At 55.1% G+C, this 18,562-nt stretch carries 17 protein-coding genes; 1 reads left to right on the top strand and 16 read right to left on the bottom strand.

Annotation, left to right across the window (positions count from 1 at the left end; translation table 11 throughout):
* The 15 genes from LRM19_RS10570 to LRM19_RS10500 form a co-directional block, all read right to left on the bottom strand.
* The coding region (locus tag LRM19_RS10570) for a hypothetical protein (RefSeq protein WP_271368679.1) at window positions 1-69 on the bottom strand (69 nt) is incomplete at its 3' end.
* A gap of 112 nt (window positions 70-181) precedes the next feature.
* A complete protein-coding gene (cpsB, locus tag LRM19_RS10565) occupies window positions 182-1,618 on the bottom strand; it encodes a mannose-1-phosphate guanyltransferase (protein WP_047174549.1) in 1,437 nt (478 codons plus the stop codon).
* Between the two features lie 3 nt (window positions 1,619-1,621).
* Complete coding sequence (gene wcaI / locus LRM19_RS10560) at window positions 1,622-2,845, bottom strand: colanic acid biosynthesis fucosyltransferase WcaI (RefSeq protein WP_271368674.1); 1,224 nt, start codon at window positions 2,843-2,845, stop codon at window positions 1,622-1,624.
* Window positions 2,842-3,321, bottom strand: coding sequence for a GDP-mannose mannosyl hydrolase (locus LRM19_RS10555; RefSeq protein WP_115875796.1), 480 nt, complete (start codon window positions 3,319-3,321; stop codon window positions 2,842-2,844). Before LRM19_RS10555 ends, wcaI begins: the two co-directional genes overlap by 4 nt.
* A gap of 2 nt (window positions 3,322-3,323) precedes the next feature.
* Window positions 3,324-4,289, bottom strand: coding sequence for a GDP-L-fucose synthase (fcl, locus tag LRM19_RS10550; protein ID WP_045403007.1), 966 nt, complete (start codon window positions 4,287-4,289; stop codon window positions 3,324-3,326).
* 2 nt (window positions 4,290-4,291) lie between these two features.
* Entirely contained in the window at window positions 4,292-5,413 is a 1,122-nt protein-coding gene (gene gmd, locus LRM19_RS10545) for a GDP-mannose 4,6-dehydratase (protein ID WP_003863514.1), read from the bottom strand.
* Window positions 5,414-5,437: 24 nt separating this feature from the next.
* Window positions 5,438-5,986, bottom strand: coding sequence for a colanic acid biosynthesis acetyltransferase WcaF (wcaF, locus tag LRM19_RS10540; RefSeq protein ID WP_045908623.1), 549 nt, complete (start codon window positions 5,984-5,986; stop codon window positions 5,438-5,440).
* Window positions 5,987-6,001: 15 nt separating this feature from the next.
* Window positions 6,002-6,748: a colanic acid biosynthesis glycosyltransferase WcaE gene (wcaE, locus tag LRM19_RS10535; protein ID WP_008499420.1), complete on the bottom strand. Its 747-nt coding sequence runs from the start codon at window positions 6,746-6,748 to the stop codon at window positions 6,002-6,004.
* Between the two features lie 16 nt (window positions 6,749-6,764).
* Window positions 6,765-7,985: a colanic acid polymerase WcaD gene (gene wcaD / locus LRM19_RS10530; RefSeq protein ID WP_045908624.1), complete on the bottom strand. Its 1,221-nt coding sequence runs from the start codon at window positions 7,983-7,985 to the stop codon at window positions 6,765-6,767.
* Window positions 7,960-9,177 carry a colanic acid biosynthesis glycosyltransferase WcaC gene (gene wcaC / locus LRM19_RS10525; protein ID WP_143345305.1) on the bottom strand — a complete coding sequence of 406 codons (1,218 nt, stop codon included), beginning with the start codon at window positions 9,175-9,177 and terminating at the stop codon, window positions 7,960-7,962. The genes wcaD and wcaC overlap by 26 nt, the downstream gene beginning before the upstream one ends.
* On the bottom strand, window positions 9,174-9,665 hold the full coding sequence (gene wcaB / locus LRM19_RS10520; protein ID WP_115875801.1) for a colanic acid biosynthesis acetyltransferase WcaB: 492 nt from the start codon (window positions 9,663-9,665) through the stop codon (window positions 9,174-9,176). Before wcaB ends, wcaC begins: the two co-directional genes overlap by 4 nt.
* Window positions 9,665-10,507, bottom strand: a complete 843-nt coding sequence (gene wcaA / locus LRM19_RS10515; protein WP_023312403.1) for a colanic acid biosynthesis glycosyltransferase WcaA — start codon at window positions 10,505-10,507, stop codon at window positions 9,665-9,667. The genes wcaB and wcaA overlap by 1 nt, the downstream gene beginning before the upstream one ends.
* A gap of 65 nt (window positions 10,508-10,572) precedes the next feature.
* Window positions 10,573-12,735, bottom strand: a complete 2,163-nt coding sequence (gene wzc, locus LRM19_RS10510) for a tyrosine-protein kinase Wzc (RefSeq protein ID WP_111965784.1) — start codon at window positions 12,733-12,735, stop codon at window positions 10,573-10,575.
* Window positions 12,736-12,737: 2 nt separating this feature from the next.
* Window positions 12,738-13,181: a low molecular weight protein-tyrosine-phosphatase Wzb gene (wzb, locus tag LRM19_RS10505; RefSeq protein WP_023312405.1), complete on the bottom strand. Its 444-nt coding sequence runs from the start codon at window positions 13,179-13,181 to the stop codon at window positions 12,738-12,740.
* Between the two features lie 6 nt (window positions 13,182-13,187).
* On the bottom strand, window positions 13,188-14,327 hold the full coding sequence (locus LRM19_RS10500) for a polysaccharide export protein (protein WP_014170829.1): 1,140 nt from the start codon (window positions 14,325-14,327) through the stop codon (window positions 13,188-13,190).
* A gap of 692 nt (window positions 14,328-15,019) precedes the next feature.
* Here LRM19_RS10500 and LRM19_RS10495 point away from each other — a divergent pair.
* Window positions 15,020-16,603 (top strand): TerC family protein, encoded by a 1,584-nt coding sequence (locus LRM19_RS10495; RefSeq protein WP_271368673.1) that lies wholly within the window; start codon window positions 15,020-15,022, stop codon window positions 16,601-16,603.
* Between the two features lie 90 nt (window positions 16,604-16,693).
* On the opposite strand, the gene asmA is transcribed toward LRM19_RS10495, so the two are convergent.
* Window positions 16,694-18,544 carry an outer membrane assembly protein AsmA gene (asmA, locus tag LRM19_RS10490; RefSeq protein WP_271368672.1) on the bottom strand — a complete coding sequence of 617 codons (1,851 nt, stop codon included), beginning with the start codon at window positions 18,542-18,544 and terminating at the stop codon, window positions 16,694-16,696.
* Between the last annotated feature and the right edge of the window lie 18 nt (window positions 18,545-18,562).

Below are 18,562 nucleotides of genomic sequence, written 5' to 3'. Positions count from 1 at the left end.
ATCTTCATTCAGCTCTTCGCCCAGCCTGCCGCGAATATCGTAGGCTTTAAAACAGGTTAATTTTTCCATGATGACCCCTTTTTCAGGCAACAGTCGGCCCTGACCACTAAATGGCCAAATTGATTTTTTTTGTCATTCGCAGGCCCGGTAAGCGTAACGCTACCGGGCATAATGCAGAGTGCTACACCCGCCCGTAGCGGTCCTGGAAGCGCACGATATCGTCCTCTTCCAGATACGAGCCGGAGCGCACCTCAATTAAGTCGAGAGGAATTTTCCCCGGGTTCTCCAGACAGTGCGTCGCCCCCAGCGGAATATAGATGGACTCGTTTTCGCCCAGCAGTTTGACTTCACCGTCGATAGTGACTTTAGCGGTACCCGCAACCACCACCCAATGCTCGGCGCGGTGATGGTGCATCTGCACCGACAGCCCCTCGCCCGGCTTCACGGTGATGCGTTTCACCTGATAGCGGTCGCCTGCGTCGATGGAGTCATATTTACCCCACGGACGGTAGACTTCACGGTGAATGTGGTGCTCGTGGCGGCCATCCGCCTTGATCTTCTCCACCACTTTTTTAACGTCCTGCACGGCGTTACGGTCGGCAATCAGCACCGCGTCTTTGGTCTGGACCACCACCAGATCCTTCACCCCAACCGTGGTGACCAGGCCGGACTCGGCGTAGACATAGCTGTTTTCCGTTTTGTGGCTAATGACATCACCGTGGTGGACGTTACCCTCCGGGGTATGGGCGCTGATCTCCCACAGGGAGGACCAGGAGCCCACGTCGCTCCAGCCCGCATCCATCGGCACCACAACGGCGTCCGCCGTGCGTTCCATCACCGCATAGTCAATGGACTCTTCCGGACAGGCGAGGAAGGCTTCTTCATCCACGCGGATGAAGTCGAGATCCGGGTCCACCACCGCCATCGCTTTTTCGCAGGCGTGCAGAATATCCGGGCGATATTTGCTCAGCTCTTCCAGATAGCGTCCGGCGCGGAACAGGAACATCCCGCTGTTCCAGTAATACTCACCGCTGGCGACATACGCCTGTGCGGTTTCCAGATTCGGTTTTTCAACGAACTGCGCCACGTCAAACGCCACGCTGTCGCCTTCACCCGGCGTCACGTTGCCGCGACGGATGTATCCGTAGCCGGTTTCCGGCAGATCCGGCACGATGCCGAAGGTCACCAGCTTGCCGCTTTCGGCGTAAGGAATGGCCGCACGCACCGCGTCGCGGAAGGCCTCTTCCTGCTGGATCACGTGGTCTGCCGCCAGCACCAGCATCAGCGGGTCACAGTTCGGGCTGCTGCGTTTTGCCGCCAGCGCCGCCAGGGCGATCGCTGGCGCAGTGTTGCGTCCGGCAGGCTCCAGAATGATGTTTTCTGTAAGTTTGTTCAGCTGACGCAGCTGCTCGGCAACGATAAAACGGTGCTGTTCGTTACAGATCACCACCGGGCTTTCACACTCCACGCCGTGGAGACGGTTCACCGTCGTCTGCAGCATGGTGAGATCCCCTTTCAGGCAGAGGAACTGTTTTGGATAGAGCACGCGGGACAGCGGCCACAACCGGCTACCAGAGCCACCAGCCATCACAACCGGATACAAAGTGGTTTGACTCATGATTTATCCCCGTATATCTGCAATAAATTGGCTCAGCACGTTCTCTTTCTCGAGCGTGCGTTCGGCATATTCACGTGCCACCGTGTTCACTTTTGGCATGGCAAGTGCCTGCTCAATTCCGGTGACCAGCGCCGGAACCGATTCCGGCTCTACGCACACGGCAATCCCCGGATAGCTGTCACACAGCTGGCCTAATTCAGTTTCGGCTTCGGCCGTAATCACCGCGTTGCCGCCCACTGCCAGAATGTTGGTCAGCTTGGACGGCAGCACCGCATCCGCCGCGCCGCGTTTTTGCACTACCAGATGGCAGTCGCCCATCTTCAGCAGCGCAGGCAATGCCTCGTAAGACTGAAGCGGGAAGAATTTCACGTTGGTCAGGCCGCGTTCGCTGACCATTTTTTCCAGACGCGCTTTCCCACCGCCCTGCCCGACAATCACAAACGTCCATGGATGTTCGTTCAGCAGTTGAGCCGCCTCGATCACGCTCTCCAGCCCCTGCTTTTCGCCGATGTTGCCTGAGTAAAGAATGATTTTTTGATCTTCAGGCAAACCGAGCTGCGCGCGCAGCGCCTGAGCGTCTTGCTCAGTCACGTCGCGAAAACGCGCCACTTCAGACCAGTTCGGGAAGAAGATCACCTTCTCCGCCGGGACGCCTTTCTCCTGCGCCTTGTTCATCATCGAGCGCGAGATAGTTGAGACGTAATCCACGTTGTGTAAGCCACTGCGCTCAAAGGCGCTGGCGAGCTTCGCCACCTTTCCACCTTTGCTTTTGCCTGCCATCCCCAGGCCCAGCATGGCGTCCACTTCATAATCCTGAATGTGCAGCAGGGTGCGCGCGCCGGAGAGTTTGCCCAGCAGGCGCATGCCCGGCGTGCAAAACAGCGTCGGCACCACGCCGATAATGCGATCCGGCTTCCAGCGCCGCTGCGCCATCAGCGGGAAGAAGCTGCTCAGAGCAAAGCTGCCGAGATGAATCAACCGCTTCAGCGTCGAGGGCTGCTTAGGCACATACAGGGGGCAGCGCCAGACGGTCGCTGCGCCCTCTTCGCGACGGTAGCGCCAGCTTGAGTAGCGCTCCCCCACTTTCCATTCCGGGTAGTACGGCGGCGCGGTAATGACCCGCACGTCATGTCCCTGGCTCGCCATCCACTCGACCATCTCGCCGGTGTATTTCCCGATGCCGGTTAATTCCGGCGAGTAGTTGATTCCGTATACGAGGATCTTCATAAGCCCGGCACCCCGGACTGACGTTCAGCGAGGAAATAGGCGCGACTGTTGTCGTGCACATTATCGCTGGCCAGCAGCGCCTCTGGCGTCTGCCAGCGGTAGTCGTCATGCTGAGAATCAGGCAGACGCAGGTCTGCCTCACTCACCTTCAGGCGGAACCCCAGCACGATGTAGTGCGTGGTGAACCCGGTGCCTGAAAAGTTATCGTCATAGAAGTGCTGCCAGACCCCGTAAAACTGGCCCGCTGCCATCGGCAGCTGCAGACCCAGTTCCGCCAGAGTGAGACGCTCAAACGCATCGGCAAGCGTCTCATCCTTTTGCACGCGCCCACCGGGCACGAACCAGAAGCCCTGCGCAGGACGGTTGGTTCGTTTCCCCAGCAAGAACTCGCCGCGTTCGTTCTCCACGATCAGATCAATTGAGATGAGCGGAGTGGAACGCACTACCGTGGCAAAATCTTCCTGACTTAAAAACATCGTTACCCCCGGAAGCGGTGCTGGTTTTCCAGGAACCACTGGTAGGTACTGGCCAGACCCTGCTCCAGTGACACCTCGTGATACCAGCCCAGCTGATGCAGACGGGTCACGTCCAGCAGCTTGCGCGGCGTGCCGTCCGGTTTCGTGGCGTCAAACACCACGCGGCCTTTATAGCCCACCACCTGCGCGATGGTCTGCGCCAGCTCGCGAATGGTGCAGTCCACGCCGGTACCGACGTTGATGTGCGACAGCATCGGCTCGGTGTTCTCCTGCCACACCTCGCGATCCAGCTCCATCACGTGAATGCTGGCCGCAGCCATGTCGTCCACGTGCAGGAATTCACGCATCGGCGTACCGCTGCCCCACACCACCACGTCCGGGGCGTTCTCGGCAGTCGCCTCGTGGAAGCGACGCAGCAGCGCCGGGATCACGTGCGAGTTGCTCGGGTGGAAGTTGTCGTGCGGTCCGTACAGGTTGGTCGGCATCACCGAACGATAGTCGCGGTTGTACTGACGGTTGTAGGACTCGCACAGCTTGATCCCGGCAATCTTGGCAATCGCGTACGGCTCGTTGGTGGCTTCCAGCGTGCCCTGCAGCAGCTCGCTTTCGGCGATCGGCTGTTTCGCCATTTTCGGGTAAATACAGGATGAGCCGAGGAACAGCAGCTTGTTCACGTTGTGCAGATGCGCCGCGTGAATAATGTTGCTCTCAATCATCATGTTTTCGTAGATGAAATCCGCCGGGTAGGTGTTGTTGGCAACAATGCCACCCACCTTAGCCGCCGCCAGATACACCTGGTCAATGCGTTCGTTCGCAAAGAAGTCCTGTACCGCACGGCTGTCGAGCAGGTTCAGCTCGTCGCGCGTGCGTACAACCACTTCGACGTCACCGCGCTGTTCGAGCAGGCGTTCAATCGCGGAACCCACCATTCCGCGATGACCGGCGACAAAAATACGTTGTTTTGTCATTCTCAGGACTCCAGCGCGATGGCAACCTCGTAGCCATGAGACTTGAGCAGGGAGTGTTTTTTCGCTGCTTCAAGATCTTTGGCTACCATCTCGGAAACCATCTCCTGCAGAGTGGTTTCTGGTTTCCAGCCCAGCTTCTCGTGCGCTTTGGTTGGGTCGCCCAGCAGGGTTTCTACTTCAGCAGGACGGAAGTAGCGCGGGTCAACCTGCACAATCACGTCGCCAGGCTTCACGCCCGGTGCGTCATGGCCGGTCACGGAAACCACGATGCCCTTCTCTTCCACGCCGGTGCCTTCGAAGCGCAGCTTGATGCCCAGCTGTGCGGCAGCCATTTCAACGAACTGACGAACGGAGTACTGCACGCCGGTCGCGATCACGAAGTCTTCTGGCTGTTCCTGCTGCAGCATCATCCACTGCATTTTCACGTAGTCTTTGGCATGGCCCCAGTCACGCAGGGAATCCATGTTGCCGAGGTGCAGGCAAGACTCCAGACCCTGCGCGATGTTGGCGATAGCGCGGGTGATTTTGCGGGTCACAAAGGTTTCGCCGCGACGTGGGGATTCGTGGTTGAACAGAATGCCGTTACACGCGTACATGCCGTAGGATTCACGGTAGTTCACGGTGATCCAGTAAGCGTACAGTTTTGCCACCGCGTACGGAGAGCGCGGGTAGAATGGCGTGGTCTCTTTCTGCGGGATTTCCTGCACCAGACCGTACAGCTCAGAGGTGGATGCCTGATAGAAACGGGTTTTCTTCTCGAGGCCCAGGAAGCGAATCGCTTCCAGCAGACGCAGCGTGCCCATGGCGTCAACGTCAGCGGTGTACTCCGGGGATTCGAAGGAGACCGCAACGTGGCTCATCGCGCCCAGGTTGTAGACTTCATCCGGCTGCACTTCCTGCAGGATACGGGTCAGGTTGGAGGTATCGGTCAGGTCGCCGTAGTGCAGGTGGAATTTCGGGTTCGCCGCGTGCGGATCCTGATAGATGTGATCCACACGTTCGGTGTTGAAAGAAGACGCACGACGCTTAATACCGTGTACTTCATAACCTTTTTCCAGCAGTAATTCTGCCAGGTAAGAACCATCCTGCCCGGTAACGCCGGTGATGAGAGCGACTTTAGACATGTTTATATTCCTCTACTTATGAATTTAATCAGTTTCAACGCGTTCGCGTATCACCACTGCGGGGTTGCCACGGCAAACTTTATTTGCCGGTAGCGATTTAAAAACGCTGCTGCGGGCACCGACTACCGTGCCATCGCCAACAGAAACACCCGGTGCAACAAAAACATCCGTTGCCAGCCAGCATTTTTCGCCAATCACAATAGGCGAGGCGGTAATATCAAAATGCTGACTCATAAAGTCATGGCTTCCGGTACACAAATAACATTTCTGTGAAACCACCGAATTTGCGCCAATCGTAATCTCGCCAAGGGTATATAACACCGCGTCATCCCCTACCCAGGCATAATCCCCGAGCGTTAATTTCCACGGATAGGTAATTTTCACCGAAGGCCGAATGACTACGTTTTTTCCTATTTTTGCGCCAAACAGGCGCAATAAAAATGCTCGCCAGCGGTACAGTATTTGCGGTGACCAGGCAAATAAGGTGGCCTGAACGGCCCACCATAGCTGCACTTTAATACCGCCCGCCCCCCGAAAACCTTTCGGTACGGAGAAACCGTTCAGATCCTGCATTACGTTTCCTTATATTCAGGCTTTGTTATATAAGGCTTTCGTTTTACTCGTGGTGCGCACGCGTAAAAAATAAGATAATTCCGCCCAGAACCCCGGCACGCGTAATATTTTACGCTGTACATTTTTGGCATCCTGGCACAACTCCAGATTATTCGAGGTTGACACACCCCCCATTGAAAACTCAGATACCAGCCCTTTAATTCGGCGGAACGGGTAACCTGACTTATACAGACTGGCTGCCAGCGCATAATCGGATGACACTTTATACTGCAAATCGTAAGGCTGTTTTTTCAGACCTTTTACCGGAAAGAAAATGGCCTGATGGCTGGCGGGCAAACTATGGTAGATATACCAGCCCGGCTTCGCGCTGCGGCACACTTTATGTCCGTCGCCAAAATCAAGCAGCGCATCGCCAATATACATGGCGTCCTCTTTCTGGCGCGCCAGCTGACGGGCAAACAGCGCCACGTCGTCATGGAAAATATCACCCGAATTCAGGAAGATGGCATAACGGCCTTGCGCCATATTGATGCCTTTGTTCATCGCATCGTAGATGCCTTTATCTTTCTCGCTGATGTAGCGTAAGTTGAACTCACCGTTGAGTTTTTCCAGAAACTCCGCCGTGCCATCGTTCGAGCCGCCGTCGACCACAATCCACTCAAAGGTGAGGCTTGGATCGCGTGCCAGGTTGCGCAGCGAGCGCCAGGTTTTTACCACCCCTTCGTAATTACGAAAAGCGACAGTAATGACGCTAAGAAACATAAATCACCTCATTTCGTCATACATTCGTAATATTAAGCGCTTTGCGCAGAATAAACGGACAGACAATCAAGAAAGCATATTCCGGGCTAAATATTGACCCGGTAAAAAACAGCGACACCGGCGTAAACAGATAAAGCTGAACGCGAAAGTTCTGGTTATCACCAAACGCGTTAATCATCATTTTGAAAACTTTAAACAGATACCACAGCGTCAACAGTACGGCGAACCACGAAAAATAAATAATTAACAGATACAGACCATTGTCTATGGTTTTACCGACATCCGCACCGTTAAAGATTCCGAATGATGCAACATATTCGTAAAGTGAGCCGAATCTTACTACACCATCAATATGGGTTAAGGAATAACCCACCATCACCAGCGGTCCAATGATGCGATAATAGGACGAAGACCCTTCCGTTCCCAAATCACCCAGACGTTCTGAGATGTACGGGAAGGCAAATATCACGCCCACCATAAATACCGTCAGGGAGATAATCGCCAGCGGCAGTTTTTTCTTAATCGCATCTTTGTTCAGGTACTGAAACGCCCATTCCAGCAGGTAAAACAGGATAAATGTCATTACCCCTGAGAACGATCCAGACAGAACAATTCCTGCAAGAATCATAGCATCGGTCTTAGGCGTTTTGATACCAAACTGTTTGATGCTGAGCCAAATTGAGATTAACGCCAGAGCGAAAAACGCCGGTTCAAAATAGAGGGCCGTGGTACGCTTCCCGCCGAACTTGATGAAGTTCAATACATAGCTGTTGCTGTAAATGAGATATTTCGAAATTATCTCCATCAGGCTGCTGCCGCCGGTAAGAATAATTTGCGCCATCTCCATGGCAGCAAGCATAACAATTAACGCAACGGCAATATAAAAGAACCTGAGGATTTTCCGATAATTGTGTGGAGAAATCGTTTTGAAGCGAATACTCCAGACCATTCCGATAATAATAACGATATAAACAAACAGCATGGTCGAGGTGACGTATTTACTGGCATCCAGCGACTGGCCAAAGATGTAGTTAAACAGCGTCAGGCCCGTGCCCAACCCTAAGGCAATCATCAGCTTCTTAAGGTTGATTTTATCGACATACAGCAAAAGCAGAACGGGCAAGAAGGTGACGATGGTTATCGGAAAGCTTTCGCCGAGCTGGGCAATTTTGACGTTGACCAGCAGGTAGATCAGCGGCAGCAGCAGATAACTACAGATTCTGATAGAACGAGACATATTCCTCCAGCATCTGTTGTCCACTGTAGGCCTTGCGGCTGCGGTTGCGGAACGATTCCAGGTCAGTGCCAAAAACGGCCTGAGCGATCTGCGCCTTCGGCAGCTGAACCAGCGGCAGAACCTCCTGCTCGGCAAAAGTTTTGCCGCCGGATTTTTCCAGCACTTCACGTGCCGCATCGCTGTGGGTGGCAATCACCGGCACGCCGATAGAGAGCGCTTCGCAGAGGATCAGCGGGTAGTTATCCACGCGTGAACTAAATACCAGCGCATCCATTTCATTAAGCGCGCTCATCAGCTTGCGCTTATCGGTTTCAAACCCGTGGTTCACCACGTTAGCCCCTTCGAACGGGGAAAATTTGCCGAAGGTATGAAGCTCAATTTTGTCACCCAGCGCCATCATGTCGCGCACCAGCTGCTGGTTGGTTTTCCCGTCGTAGCGCAGGTCATGCGCAACGATAGCGATTTTCGGTTTGCCCGCGGTTTCTGCCACCGGCGTCAGCTCGGCGAGAATGGCTTCCGTCGCCACGTCGATGCCGTTGTTGATAATCTGACAGCGCCCTGCCCCGTACAGGCTGTTGAAGGCATCGGCCACGTGCTGGCTCGGGGAGATAAACGTACAGCCGAGCGACAGCATGTCGCGGAAAAGCTGGCGCTTTCCGGCGACCAGCTGATGCGCGCGATCCACCTTCACCGGCGGGTAGTTGCTTAATGTGGGGCACTTCTGGCAGTTATCTTTCCAGCCTTCGCAGCCGTCGGTAAACGCACAGCGTCCGGTTACGCTCCAGTGATCGTGCAGCGTCCAGACGAAGCGGGTGTCGGGCTTGTGGGCCTGCACCTTCTGACAGAACGCCACCACCTCTTCCAGATTCAGCCAGTAGCTGTGCAGCACGTGAAAATGCAGCACAACCGGGCCGGTGGTACGGGTTACCGTGCGGTACAGCGTGTTCAGGTTGCCAAACAGATCGCGGTTAAACAGACGGAACAGCGCAATGTTAGCAATCGAGGTCAGGCGCGGCGTGTGCTTATGCACCTGCGGGAAATTATCGTGGCTAACGCTTTTCTTGCCGCCTTTGCCATAGCCGTAAATAAAACGAGACTGGAGTCCTTTTTGCAGCGCGCGCTGGTGCAGATCCAACGCCACCCCTGCCGCTCCGCCTTCTGCGAGGCGTACGTTAAATTGCAGAATGTTCATTTAATCACCTTCACGCGGGCTTTTTCTCCCACCACCAGCGCGTTATCCGGAATGCTGTCCAGCACCACGCTGCCAGCACCAATCGTGACGTTATTACCAATCGTAATGTCACCGATGATCACCACGTTCGCGCCCAGCTCGACGTTATTGCCGATAACCGGGCAGGCCAGGCTGTCCGGCCCGCGGTTGCCAATGGTCACCCCATGGCGGATGGTGAAATCATCCCCGGCAACCACGAACTTGTTGATCACCACCGCATAGCCGTGATGGATGGTAAAACGGCGGCCAATGGTGGCAGCGGCCTGAATTTCATAGCCAAAAAAGCATTCGGTAATGATGCGGTACAGCACCAGCACGGGTGCCGCCCAGATATTGTTCAGCACATTTTTCTTGCGCCACACCGAGCAAAAGTGCGCGATGCGGTACGCCAGAACCATGCAGCACGGACGCAGGCTCCAGCTGTTAGCGCGGCAATCTTCCAGAAACATTATTTCCCCCGAAGTCCATCAGCCAGACGCTTGCCGTTACGCACGGACAGCAGCGTCAGCAGCGTGCGCCAGTTCATGCGCTTATTGCGGATCTGATAGAGGGTAAAGAGCTGATATTTACGGCTGGCACGGTCAAACTTGTCCTTGTGCTTGCGGTAAAAATGGAAGTAGCCGGAGAACTTCTTCGGCGAGGAGGTGATTTGCATCTCCCCGTGGTTGATGTGCAGGATTTGCGTAGCCTCTTCCACTTTCCACGGCTCGCCGTATTCCACCACCATGCGCAGGAAGATATCGTAATCCTGCGCGGCCTTGAGTTCGGTATCGAACAGGCACTCTTTGAAGCGCCACGCCCAGGTGAATACCTGGTTACCAATGATGTTGCGCTTGTAGAACAGGCGGCGTGAGTACGGTGATTTCGGGTACAGCGGCAGGCTGGCGGGCTGAGAGTAGACCTCGCCCTGGCAGACATAGTCGTTGGCGTACAGGAAAGCGTGCGTAACCAGCTGTTCTTTATGCGACAGGAAAATAGACAGGCGGTTAGGCGTCCATTCGTCGTCGTCGTCGATTCCGGTGAGATACTGCCCTTTGGCCTGCATAATCGCCTGATTACGCACCGCACAGGCGCCGGAGTTGATGGCGTTGTGGGTATAGACCACCCGCGGGTCGTTGAGGTCAGTCACAAACTTTTGCAGCTGTTCATACGAGGAAGAGCAGTCATCAACGATGATCAGCTCCCAGTTATCGTAATCCTGACGTAACACCGACTTGATTGCGCGGATCGCCAGCTGCTGACGATTCCATGTCGGCATATAGATTGAAACTAAAGGGCGTTGTGTGGTCATGATCTTCCCCTGATCCCTCACCCCGCCCCTCTCCCCTCGGGAGAGGGTTAGGGTGAGGGGGATTGTTATTTGCTGTCAGACTTATATTCGTACTCGTAATACCCGTAATCCTGGTACCCGGTCGCGCGGCGGAAGATGGAGTTCAGGATCACCCCTTTCACCTCAATCCCGTTCTGCTCGAAGCGGCTCAGGCTGGTTTCTACCTCTTTCAGGGTGTTCACCGCGTAACGCGCTACCATCAGCGTGGTGCCCGCATGGCGGCCAACGACGGCTGCGTCGGTCACGGCCAGAATCGGCGGCGTATCGATCAGCACCAGGTCGTAGTTTTTGCTCGCCCACTCCACCAGTTCGGTGAAGCGTTCGCTCATCAGCAGTTCGGACGGGTTAGGCGGCACCTGACCGCGTGGGATCAGATCGAATTTCGGCACCGTTGTAGGTTTCGCGCTCTGGCTGATGTCACCTTTACCGAGCAGGATTTCCGACAGACCGTTAACGTTGTTGGTGCCCAGCAGTTCGTGGGTGTAGCCCTTACGCATATCGCAGTCGATCAGCAGCACACGCTTGTTGGTCTGGCTGACAACGGCCGCCAGGTTGGCGCAGACGAAGGTTTTACCGATTGACGGGCTAACGCCGGTTAACATCAGGACGTTGTTTTTGGCCTGCATCATCGCGAAGTGCAGGCTGGTGCGCAGGCTGCGGATCGCTTCGATAGCGAGGTCGGTTGGGTTACCCACCGCCAGAAGCTGGCTCTGTTTGTAACGCTTAACGCCCTTGATGGTTTTCACGCTGTCACGGGATTTTTGCCACTCAGACAGTGGAATGCTGGCATAGACGTTGATACCGCTCTCTTCCAGCACCTGCGGGCTTTCGATTCCGCGGTTGAACAGCGAACGCAGCAGTACACCGACGATGGAGAGCATCAGGCCGAGAATAATACTGCCGAGAATAATCAGCGCTTTCTTCGGCTTCAGCACCCCTGGCTGGGTAATCGCCGGGTCGACGATACGCACGTCACCGACGGTACTGGCTTCCGTGATTTTCAGCTCCTGCTGCTTGTTCAGCAGCTGCATGTAAACCTGCTGTCCGGACTCCACGTCGCGGGTCAGACGCACGATCTCCTGCTGCGTTTTCGGCATCGCGGTCACGCGGTCATTGAGCTTCGCCTTCTCTTCTTCCAGCGTACGGCGTTTCTCCAGCAGCGTGCGGTAGGCCGGGTGGCGTTTGGTATAAAGCTTGGAAATTTCCGCCTCTTTGAAGGTCAGCTCGTTGAGCTGCGCATCAATGTTGACCATCGAATCAAGGACCGATTTTGCCTCCAGCGGCAGGTCAACGGAGTCTTTATCCTGACGATAAGCGTTCAGCTTGTTCTCGGCTTCATCGAGATGGGCGCGCACTTCCGGAAGCTGTTTTGACAGGAACGCCAGGCTTTTCGCCGCTTCCGCCGACTTACGCTCGACGTTCTGCTCAAGGTAGTTGCGGGTAATGCTGTTCAGGATGTCGCGGATTTGATCCTTATCTTCACCGGTAAAGGTCATGCTCAGCACGCCGGTGTCCTTACCGTTTTCGGTGACGGTCAGGTTGTTTTGCAGATTGTTAATCATCCCCAGCGTGGAGAATTTGGTGACGGTGAATTCACCGCCCTCCTGGGCGTTAATCGCGCTGACCATCATGCTGACGCCGTCTTTGGTCAGCATCTGCCCCACTTCACCGCGGGCGCTAAAACCTGCGTCGCTGGTTAGCTGATACTGTTTCGGGCCAAGCACCGTCAGGGTAAACGTCTGATCGGCAGCCCCTTTCGGCAGCACGAAGTCAGTGACTTTCACCGTGTCATTGCTTCGCCCCATCAGACGGTCCCAGCCGGCACCAAAGACTGGGAAGGTATTTTTGGTGACGGAGATATCGAGCCCGAGATCGTGAACCGTTTTACCCAGCACCAGACGTGACTGGATGAGCTGAATTTCAGCGTCGGATGCCGGCGGCTTGTTCGCCAGCGCGGAGCCGATATCCTGCACCAGCGAGTTGCCGGTATTCTGCTCGATCTGCACCAGCGCGTCGGCGCTGTAGATAGGGGTGGCGAACAGCGTATAAACAACGGCCGCCGCGGCGAATACGGCGGTAATGCCAAGCACCCACCACTTTGCCTCTACAACAGTGCCGACCAGGCGCCCAATATCAATTTCATCACTGCCCGAAGTCGGGGCGGCAGAAGGTCTTGTTTTTTCTGTCATTGTTATCCCTGCTGAACTTTCAGTGCCTGCGCCCACTGTTGGGCAGACTGGTCAAGTAAGGTGTAAACCGCCTCAAAGGCCTCATGGCTTTTGCGATACGGATCGGGGATTTCACGTTCATTGTCCCAGTGACCAAACAGCATCACCTTGCCGCGCATCTCCGGAGCGATATCGCACAGCGCATGAATATGGCGTTTTTCCATCGTCAGGATCAGGTCATACTCCCGGCACATGCGGCCAGTGACCTGGCGGGCCACGTGACCGTCAAGAGAGAGGTGATGATCCCGCGCTACGCTCGTTGCGCGCTCATCGGCACCTTTACCGACCAGTGCACCCAGCCCTGCCGAATCAACGGTCAGTTCGGGCTGGTAGTGTTTCAACAACCGCTCAGCCGTAGGGGAACGGCAAATGTTCCCCACGCATACCACCAGAATTTTGTTAAACATCGCGGATTACCAGGTATGAATGTCGCGCGCCGTATCCGTCATGTAGCGAACGCCACTGATGGTTGGCAGCAACTGGTTGATCAGACGGTTCCAGCGGGCAACCGGCGCGGTGGTGACGTACACCACATCGTATGGCTGGAGACGGAACTCCGTCGCCATCACCAGAGAGGTCGCATCGGACATATCCAGCTGGTAGATGTTGGCAATCTTGCCTTTCGCGCTGCCCTCACCTTTCAGCGGACGGATCACGAAGATACCGGTCGCGTTAGAGGTCGTCAGATCGATACCCTCAGCATTGCCCAGCGCTTCGGTCAGCGTCATACCGCTGAAGTCCATCTTGAGGGTGCTCTGTTTCTTCACTTCACCCATCACGAAGACTTTCAGATCGTCATTGCGCGGCACGTAGAGAATGTCGCCCGGATAAAGCAGGCGGTTCTGGGTCAGATCGCCGTTTTGCATCAGCGCCTGCAGCGAAATGCGCTGCTCCTTCCCGTTGTGGGTGAGCACGACGTTGCGCCAGTCGGCGCCGTCGGTTAACCCGCCCGCGGCGTTGATGGCATCCAGTACGGTCAGAGGAACGTTGGTGATGGCCTGCTGGCCGGATTTGTTCACCTGGCCGGAGATATAGGCTTTTTGCGAGCGGAATGCGGCGATATTAACGTCCACCTGCGGATCGGCGATGTACTGCGCTAAGCGGCCGGTAATATCACTACGGATCTCGGCAAGCGTTTTCCCCGCAACATGGACTTTACCAATGTAGGGATAGAACATGGTGCCATCTGACTGCACCCAGTTACCGGTGTCGCTTGAGCTGCGGTACTGGCCCGCAGGCGTGGTCAGTTCGGGGTGGTCCCAGACGGTCACGTTGATCACGTCACCCGGCCCCACGCGATACTGGTAGGACGCAATTTCCTGGTCCAGCGACATATTCGGCTGGGCTACATTCGGACGTGGACGTAATTGTTCGACCAGACGAGGCGTAAGTGGATAAACATTCACCATTTTGTCGAGATCAAAATCGGCATCCTGTTGCTTGATCACATCCTTACCCATTGTTGACATATTGCTGCCGGGAAAGACCGTGCAACCACTCATCAAGGTCACAGACACCAATAATGGCATCAATTTCATTTTGGATTTCATCATTGATTATTTATCACTTTGGCAGAGTAATTATCCTGTGCAATTTAAATAAGCTCGAGTCGTATTGGGTTTCAGCATGCAGTTAATCAAATAGAAATATAACTGGCATCAGTCCTAAAAAAAGCTTATTCATCCATTGGCTCTTGACAGAATAATCGAGGCTGATTCACACGCTTTCAGGCACGCTACCGCCCTTGGCTTTCAGTTACCAATCCACTGACTAAACAATGTGTTATGGATAGACACCCTCTTGAACAAGGCCTTCTGGAAATATATCAGTCGCTTGAGAAACCCGACGAATAATGAATAACCATCCCTGAAGACCGAACATTAATAGCAACACTGAGATTTAACATTTGATGCTGGGAGAATTGTTGCAGCTAACCTAATAGCAGGCAAGGAGACAACTGTCCTAATATCGGTTTTTAAGATTAATATTAAGAGCAAATTTTTGACCTTTTAGGATTTTCTTTATATTGACAAAATGAAAGCAAAAATCATCACCTGCGATATATCCTAAAATGCTTTCCCTGTAATTAAATATACGTATTTCGCTTATTTACAGATTATTGAGAATGCTCTCTTTTTTACCCGTCGTATTAAGAGAAATCTCAGCCCGGCATTGCAATTTCCCCCAGCTTTATCCATGATCGAAGTGTGACATTTGTCATATTACAGAAGGTATTGCTATTACTATGGAATGGATTGCCGATCCCTCAATCTGGGCCGGGCTGGTTACGCTGGTCGTCATCGAGCTGGTGCTCGGGATTGATAATCTGGTCTTTATCGCCATCCTCGCTGAAAAACTACCTCCTTCCCAGCGCGACCGCGCGCGCGTAACGGGTCTGCTGCTGGCAATGGTGATGCGGCTACTGCTGCTGGCCTCTATCTCCTGGCTGGTGACGCTCACTCAGCCTCTGTTCTCCATTCACGGTCTGAGCTTTAGCGCCCGCGAGTTGATCATGCTCTTCGGCGGCTTGTTCCTGCTGTTTAAAGCCACGGTGGAGCTCAACGAGCGGCTGGAGGGCAAAGACAGCGAGAACCCGACCCAGCGCCGTGGGGCGAAATTCTGGCCGGTGGTGGCTCAAATCGTGGTGCTGGATGCGGTCTTCTCCCTTGACTCGGTGATCACCGCCGTCGGGATGGTGGACCACCTTGCGGTGATGATGGCCGCGGTCATTATTGCCATCACGCTGATGGTAATGGCCAGCAAGGCGCTGACCCGCTTCGTGAACAGTCACCCGACCATCGTGATCCTCTGTCTGAGCTTCCTGCTGATGATTGGCTTTAGCCTGGTGGCCGACGGCTTTGGCTTCCATATTCCGAAAGGCTACCTGTATGCCGCCATCGGATTCTCCGTCATGATTGAAGCGCTTAACCAGCTGGCGATATTTAACCGCCGCCGCTTCCTTTCCGCGAATCAGACCCTGCGTCAGCGCACGGCCGACACGGTTATGCGCCTGTTAAGCGGTAAGAAAGAGGATGCCGAGCTGGACGCCGAATCCTCCGCCATGCTGGCCGATCACAGCGACGGGCAGATCTTTAACCCGCAGGAACGGCTGATGATTGAGCGGGTGCTCAATCTCAATCAGCGGACGGTTAGCAGCATCATGACATCGCGACATGACATTGAACATATCGACCTGACGGCCCCGGAAGCGCACGTTCGCGCCCTGCTGGATAAAAACCAGCACACCCGCGTGGTGGTGACCGGCGGTGAAGAGGAAGATGAGCTGCTGGGCGTGGTGCACGTTATTGACCTGCTCCAGCAGCAGCTTCACGGTGAGCCGCTCAATCTCCGCGTCCTGGTTCGCCAGCCGCTGGTATTCCCGGAAGGGCTACCGCTGCTTTCAGCCCTGGAGCAATTCCGTAACGCGCGCACGCACTTTGCCTTTGTAGTAGATGAGTTTGGTTCAGTGGAAGGGCTGGTCACGCTCAGCGACGTGATGGAAACGATCGCCGGTAATCTGCCTAACGAGGTGGATGAGATTGACGCGCGCCACGACATTCAGAAAAACGCAGACGGCTCCTGGACGGCTAACGGCCACATGCCGCTGGAAGACCTGGTGCAATACGTGCCGCTGCCGCTGGATGAAAAACGGGAATATCACACCATTGCCGGCCTGCTGATGGAGTACTTGCAGCGTATCCCGCAGCCGGGAGAAGAGGTTCAGGTGGGAGACTATCTGCTCAAAACGCTGCAGATTGAAAACCATCGAGTGCAGAAGGTTCAGCTCATTCCGCTGCGGGATGAAGAAGAACTGGATTTTGAGGTATAAAAAAGCCGGGTGGCGCTTCGCTTACCCGGCCTACGATGTTCGGTTTTTGTAGGCCGGGTAAGGCGAAGCCGCCACCCGGCGCAACGGACATCACAGCTTATCCAGCAGCTTTTTCACATCCTTGCCGTCCTGTGAATCTTTATTACGATCCGCCCAGCCGCTAAGCCGACGTTTCGCTTCATCCTGCAGATGCTTGCGCAGGATCTGATCCACCTGCAGGCTGTAATTCAGTGCCTGCCATTTGCCGTATACGGTCAGCGGGACCGGCGTCTCTTTCAGGAAGTCGATGAGCTTGCTTTCACCCTGCCAGCCGGAAAGTACCCGAACGTTAAAGCGCGTATCCGCCGTCTCTTTCACCAGATCCAGCTTGCCTTCACCGGTCACTGATAAGAGTGAAGAGGCGCCCTGCATTCTGTCGAGAGTAAGCTGGCCGTTGTCCAGCGTCAGGTCCGCGGTGAAGCTCTCGAGGCGGGTGGCGCTGTCGTAGTTATCCTGGGCTTTTACATCGCTGCTGCGCTCAACCGCCTGCTGCACCAGCTGCTGGAAGTTAAGCCCTTCCATACGGGAATTTTTCAGATCGAGATGCGCCTGCCCCTGCCACTCGCGGCGGAAAGCATCGGCATCAATTTGCGAACCTGAGAAGTCACCCGCGAGCGTCAACTGCCCCGTCAGGGATATCGGGTAGTTAAAAGCCTTCAGGATGGTGCCTATCTCAACATTGTCGAGACGCGGCTGGAATTCGGCGCTGGCAACGTCTTTACGGACATCCAGCGTACCGGGCAGCGAGAGGTTCCCTGCGCCCATCTTACCGCTCAGTTCGGAGATCACCAGCAAACCGTTATGGTTAAACATCTGGCTGCTCACGTCGGTAAAGTCCATGCCTCGCCAGCGCAGGCTATTGGCTTTCAGCAGAATATCCGCCGTGAATCCACGCAGGGCGTTATAGTCGGGCTGATCGAGATTAGACGAGATAACCGGACGTGATACCGGAGCCTGGCTTTGCCCCGTCTGCGTGGCATCGCTGTCCGTGGCGCTGGCTGGCAGAGGCGGCAACAGGTTTTCAAGGTTGAACCTGTCAAACTGCAGATTCAGCACCCACTTCGGCTTTTCTTCGAGCGTGACGCTCGCCTGCCCCTTCAGGCTACTGTCATTAGCCTGCAGATTGAGATTATCCAGCTCCAGCTGTTTTTGTTCTTCGCGCCATACGGCCTGCAGCGTTCCCTGCCCGGCGATGCCCTGGGCGGGAAGATCGGCCCCCGTCAGCTGCCAGTTAAGCTGCTGGATATCAGCCGTGAGCTGATGCGGGTAGTCTGACGCATTCACATTCGCATTCAGCGACAGGGTCAAATCACGCTGATCGCGATTCACGCGCCCGCTAAACTCTACCGTCGCAAAGTGGTGAGCATCCTGTTCCATCTGTAGGTTAATGTCGCGAACGGTCACCTGCTCCTGGTGTTCATGCTGGAAAACCAACACGCTATCGGCAACTTTCAGCTTGCCGATATCAAAGGACCAGCCAGTATCGGACGGCTCATCAGGCAGGATATTCTCGCGCGGCGCGACCGGCGCATTTGCATCACGCACGGCTTCGGTTTGTGGGGTGAGCTGAATCACCGCGCCTTTCAGCATCACCTGCTTAACCTGCAGCTGATGGGAAATGAGCGGGATCAGCGCCACATCAAGGCGCATGTTGTCTGCGGACACCAGCGGCTGGGACGCTCCCGGCGCGGTGAGCGACATGCGGCCAGAGAGAATGCTGAGCTGCGGCCAGACGTGCCAGCGCAGCGGCCCGTCAAGATTCAGTTGATAACCACTGCGTGCCTCGACCTGCCGCACCATGTAAGCGCGGAAATCGTTGGGGTTAACCAGCAGAACCAACGCCGAAAGGCCAGCCACCAGCACCACCAGCAAAATCATCAGCGTTGTCAGAACTCTTCTCATGGCATCCTCAATGGGCTA

This window comes from Enterobacter sp. PI-10 (genome assembly GCF_027947695.1).
Lineage (GTDB): Bacteria > Pseudomonadota > Gammaproteobacteria > Enterobacterales > Enterobacteriaceae > Enterobacter > Enterobacter vonholyi.
The sequence above is the reverse complement of the archived record's forward strand: the minus strand, read 5'-3'. Positions and strand labels throughout refer to the sequence as shown.

Coding starts and splice junctions, on each gene's coding strand:
- cpsB (WP_047174549.1), bottom strand. CDS start 1,618: ATGAGTCAAACCACTTTGTATCCGGTTGTGATGGCTGGTGGCTCTGGT.
- wcaI (WP_271368674.1), bottom strand. CDS start 2,845: ATGAAGATCCTCGTATACGGAATCAACTACTCGCCGGAATTAACCGGC.
- LRM19_RS10555 (WP_115875796.1), bottom strand. CDS start 3,321: ATGTTTTTAAGTCAGGAAGATTTTGCCACGGTAGTGCGTTCCACTCCG.
- fcl (WP_045403007.1), bottom strand. CDS start 4,289: ATGACAAAACAACGTATTTTTGTCGCCGGTCATCGCGGAATGGTGGGT.
- gmd (WP_003863514.1), bottom strand. CDS start 5,413: ATGTCTAAAGTCGCTCTCATCACCGGCGTTACCGGGCAGGATGGTTCT.
- wcaF (WP_045908623.1), bottom strand. CDS start 5,986: ATGCAGGATCTGAACGGTTTCTCCGTACCGAAAGGTTTTCGGGGGGCG.
- wcaE (WP_008499420.1), bottom strand. CDS start 6,748: ATGTTTCTTAGCGTCATTACTGTCGCTTTTCGTAATTACGAAGGGGTG.
- wcaD (WP_045908624.1), bottom strand. CDS start 7,985: ATGTCTCGTTCTATCAGAATCTGTAGTTATCTGCTGCTGCCGCTGATC.
- wcaC (WP_143345305.1), bottom strand. CDS start 9,177: ATGAACATTCTGCAATTTAACGTACGCCTCGCAGAAGGCGGAGCGGCA.
- wcaB (WP_115875801.1), bottom strand. CDS start 9,665: ATGTTTCTGGAAGATTGCCGCGCTAACAGCTGGAGCCTGCGTCCGTGC.
- wcaA (WP_023312403.1), bottom strand. CDS start 10,507: ATGACCACACAACGCCCTTTAGTTTCAATCTATATGCCGACATGGAAT.
- wzc (WP_111965784.1), bottom strand. CDS start 12,735: ATGACAGAAAAAACAAGACCTTCTGCCGCCCCGACTTCGGGCAGTGAT.
- wzb (WP_023312405.1), bottom strand. CDS start 13,181: ATGTTTAACAAAATTCTGGTGGTATGCGTGGGGAACATTTGCCGTTCC.
- LRM19_RS10500 (WP_014170829.1), bottom strand. CDS start 14,327: ATGATGAAATCCAAAATGAAATTGATGCCATTATTGGTGTCTGTGACC.
- LRM19_RS10495 (WP_271368673.1), top strand. CDS start 15,020: ATGGAATGGATTGCCGATCCCTCAATCTGGGCCGGGCTGGTTACGCTG.
- asmA (WP_271368672.1), bottom strand. CDS start 18,544: ATGAGAAGAGTTCTGACAACGCTGATGATTTTGCTGGTGGTGCTGGTG.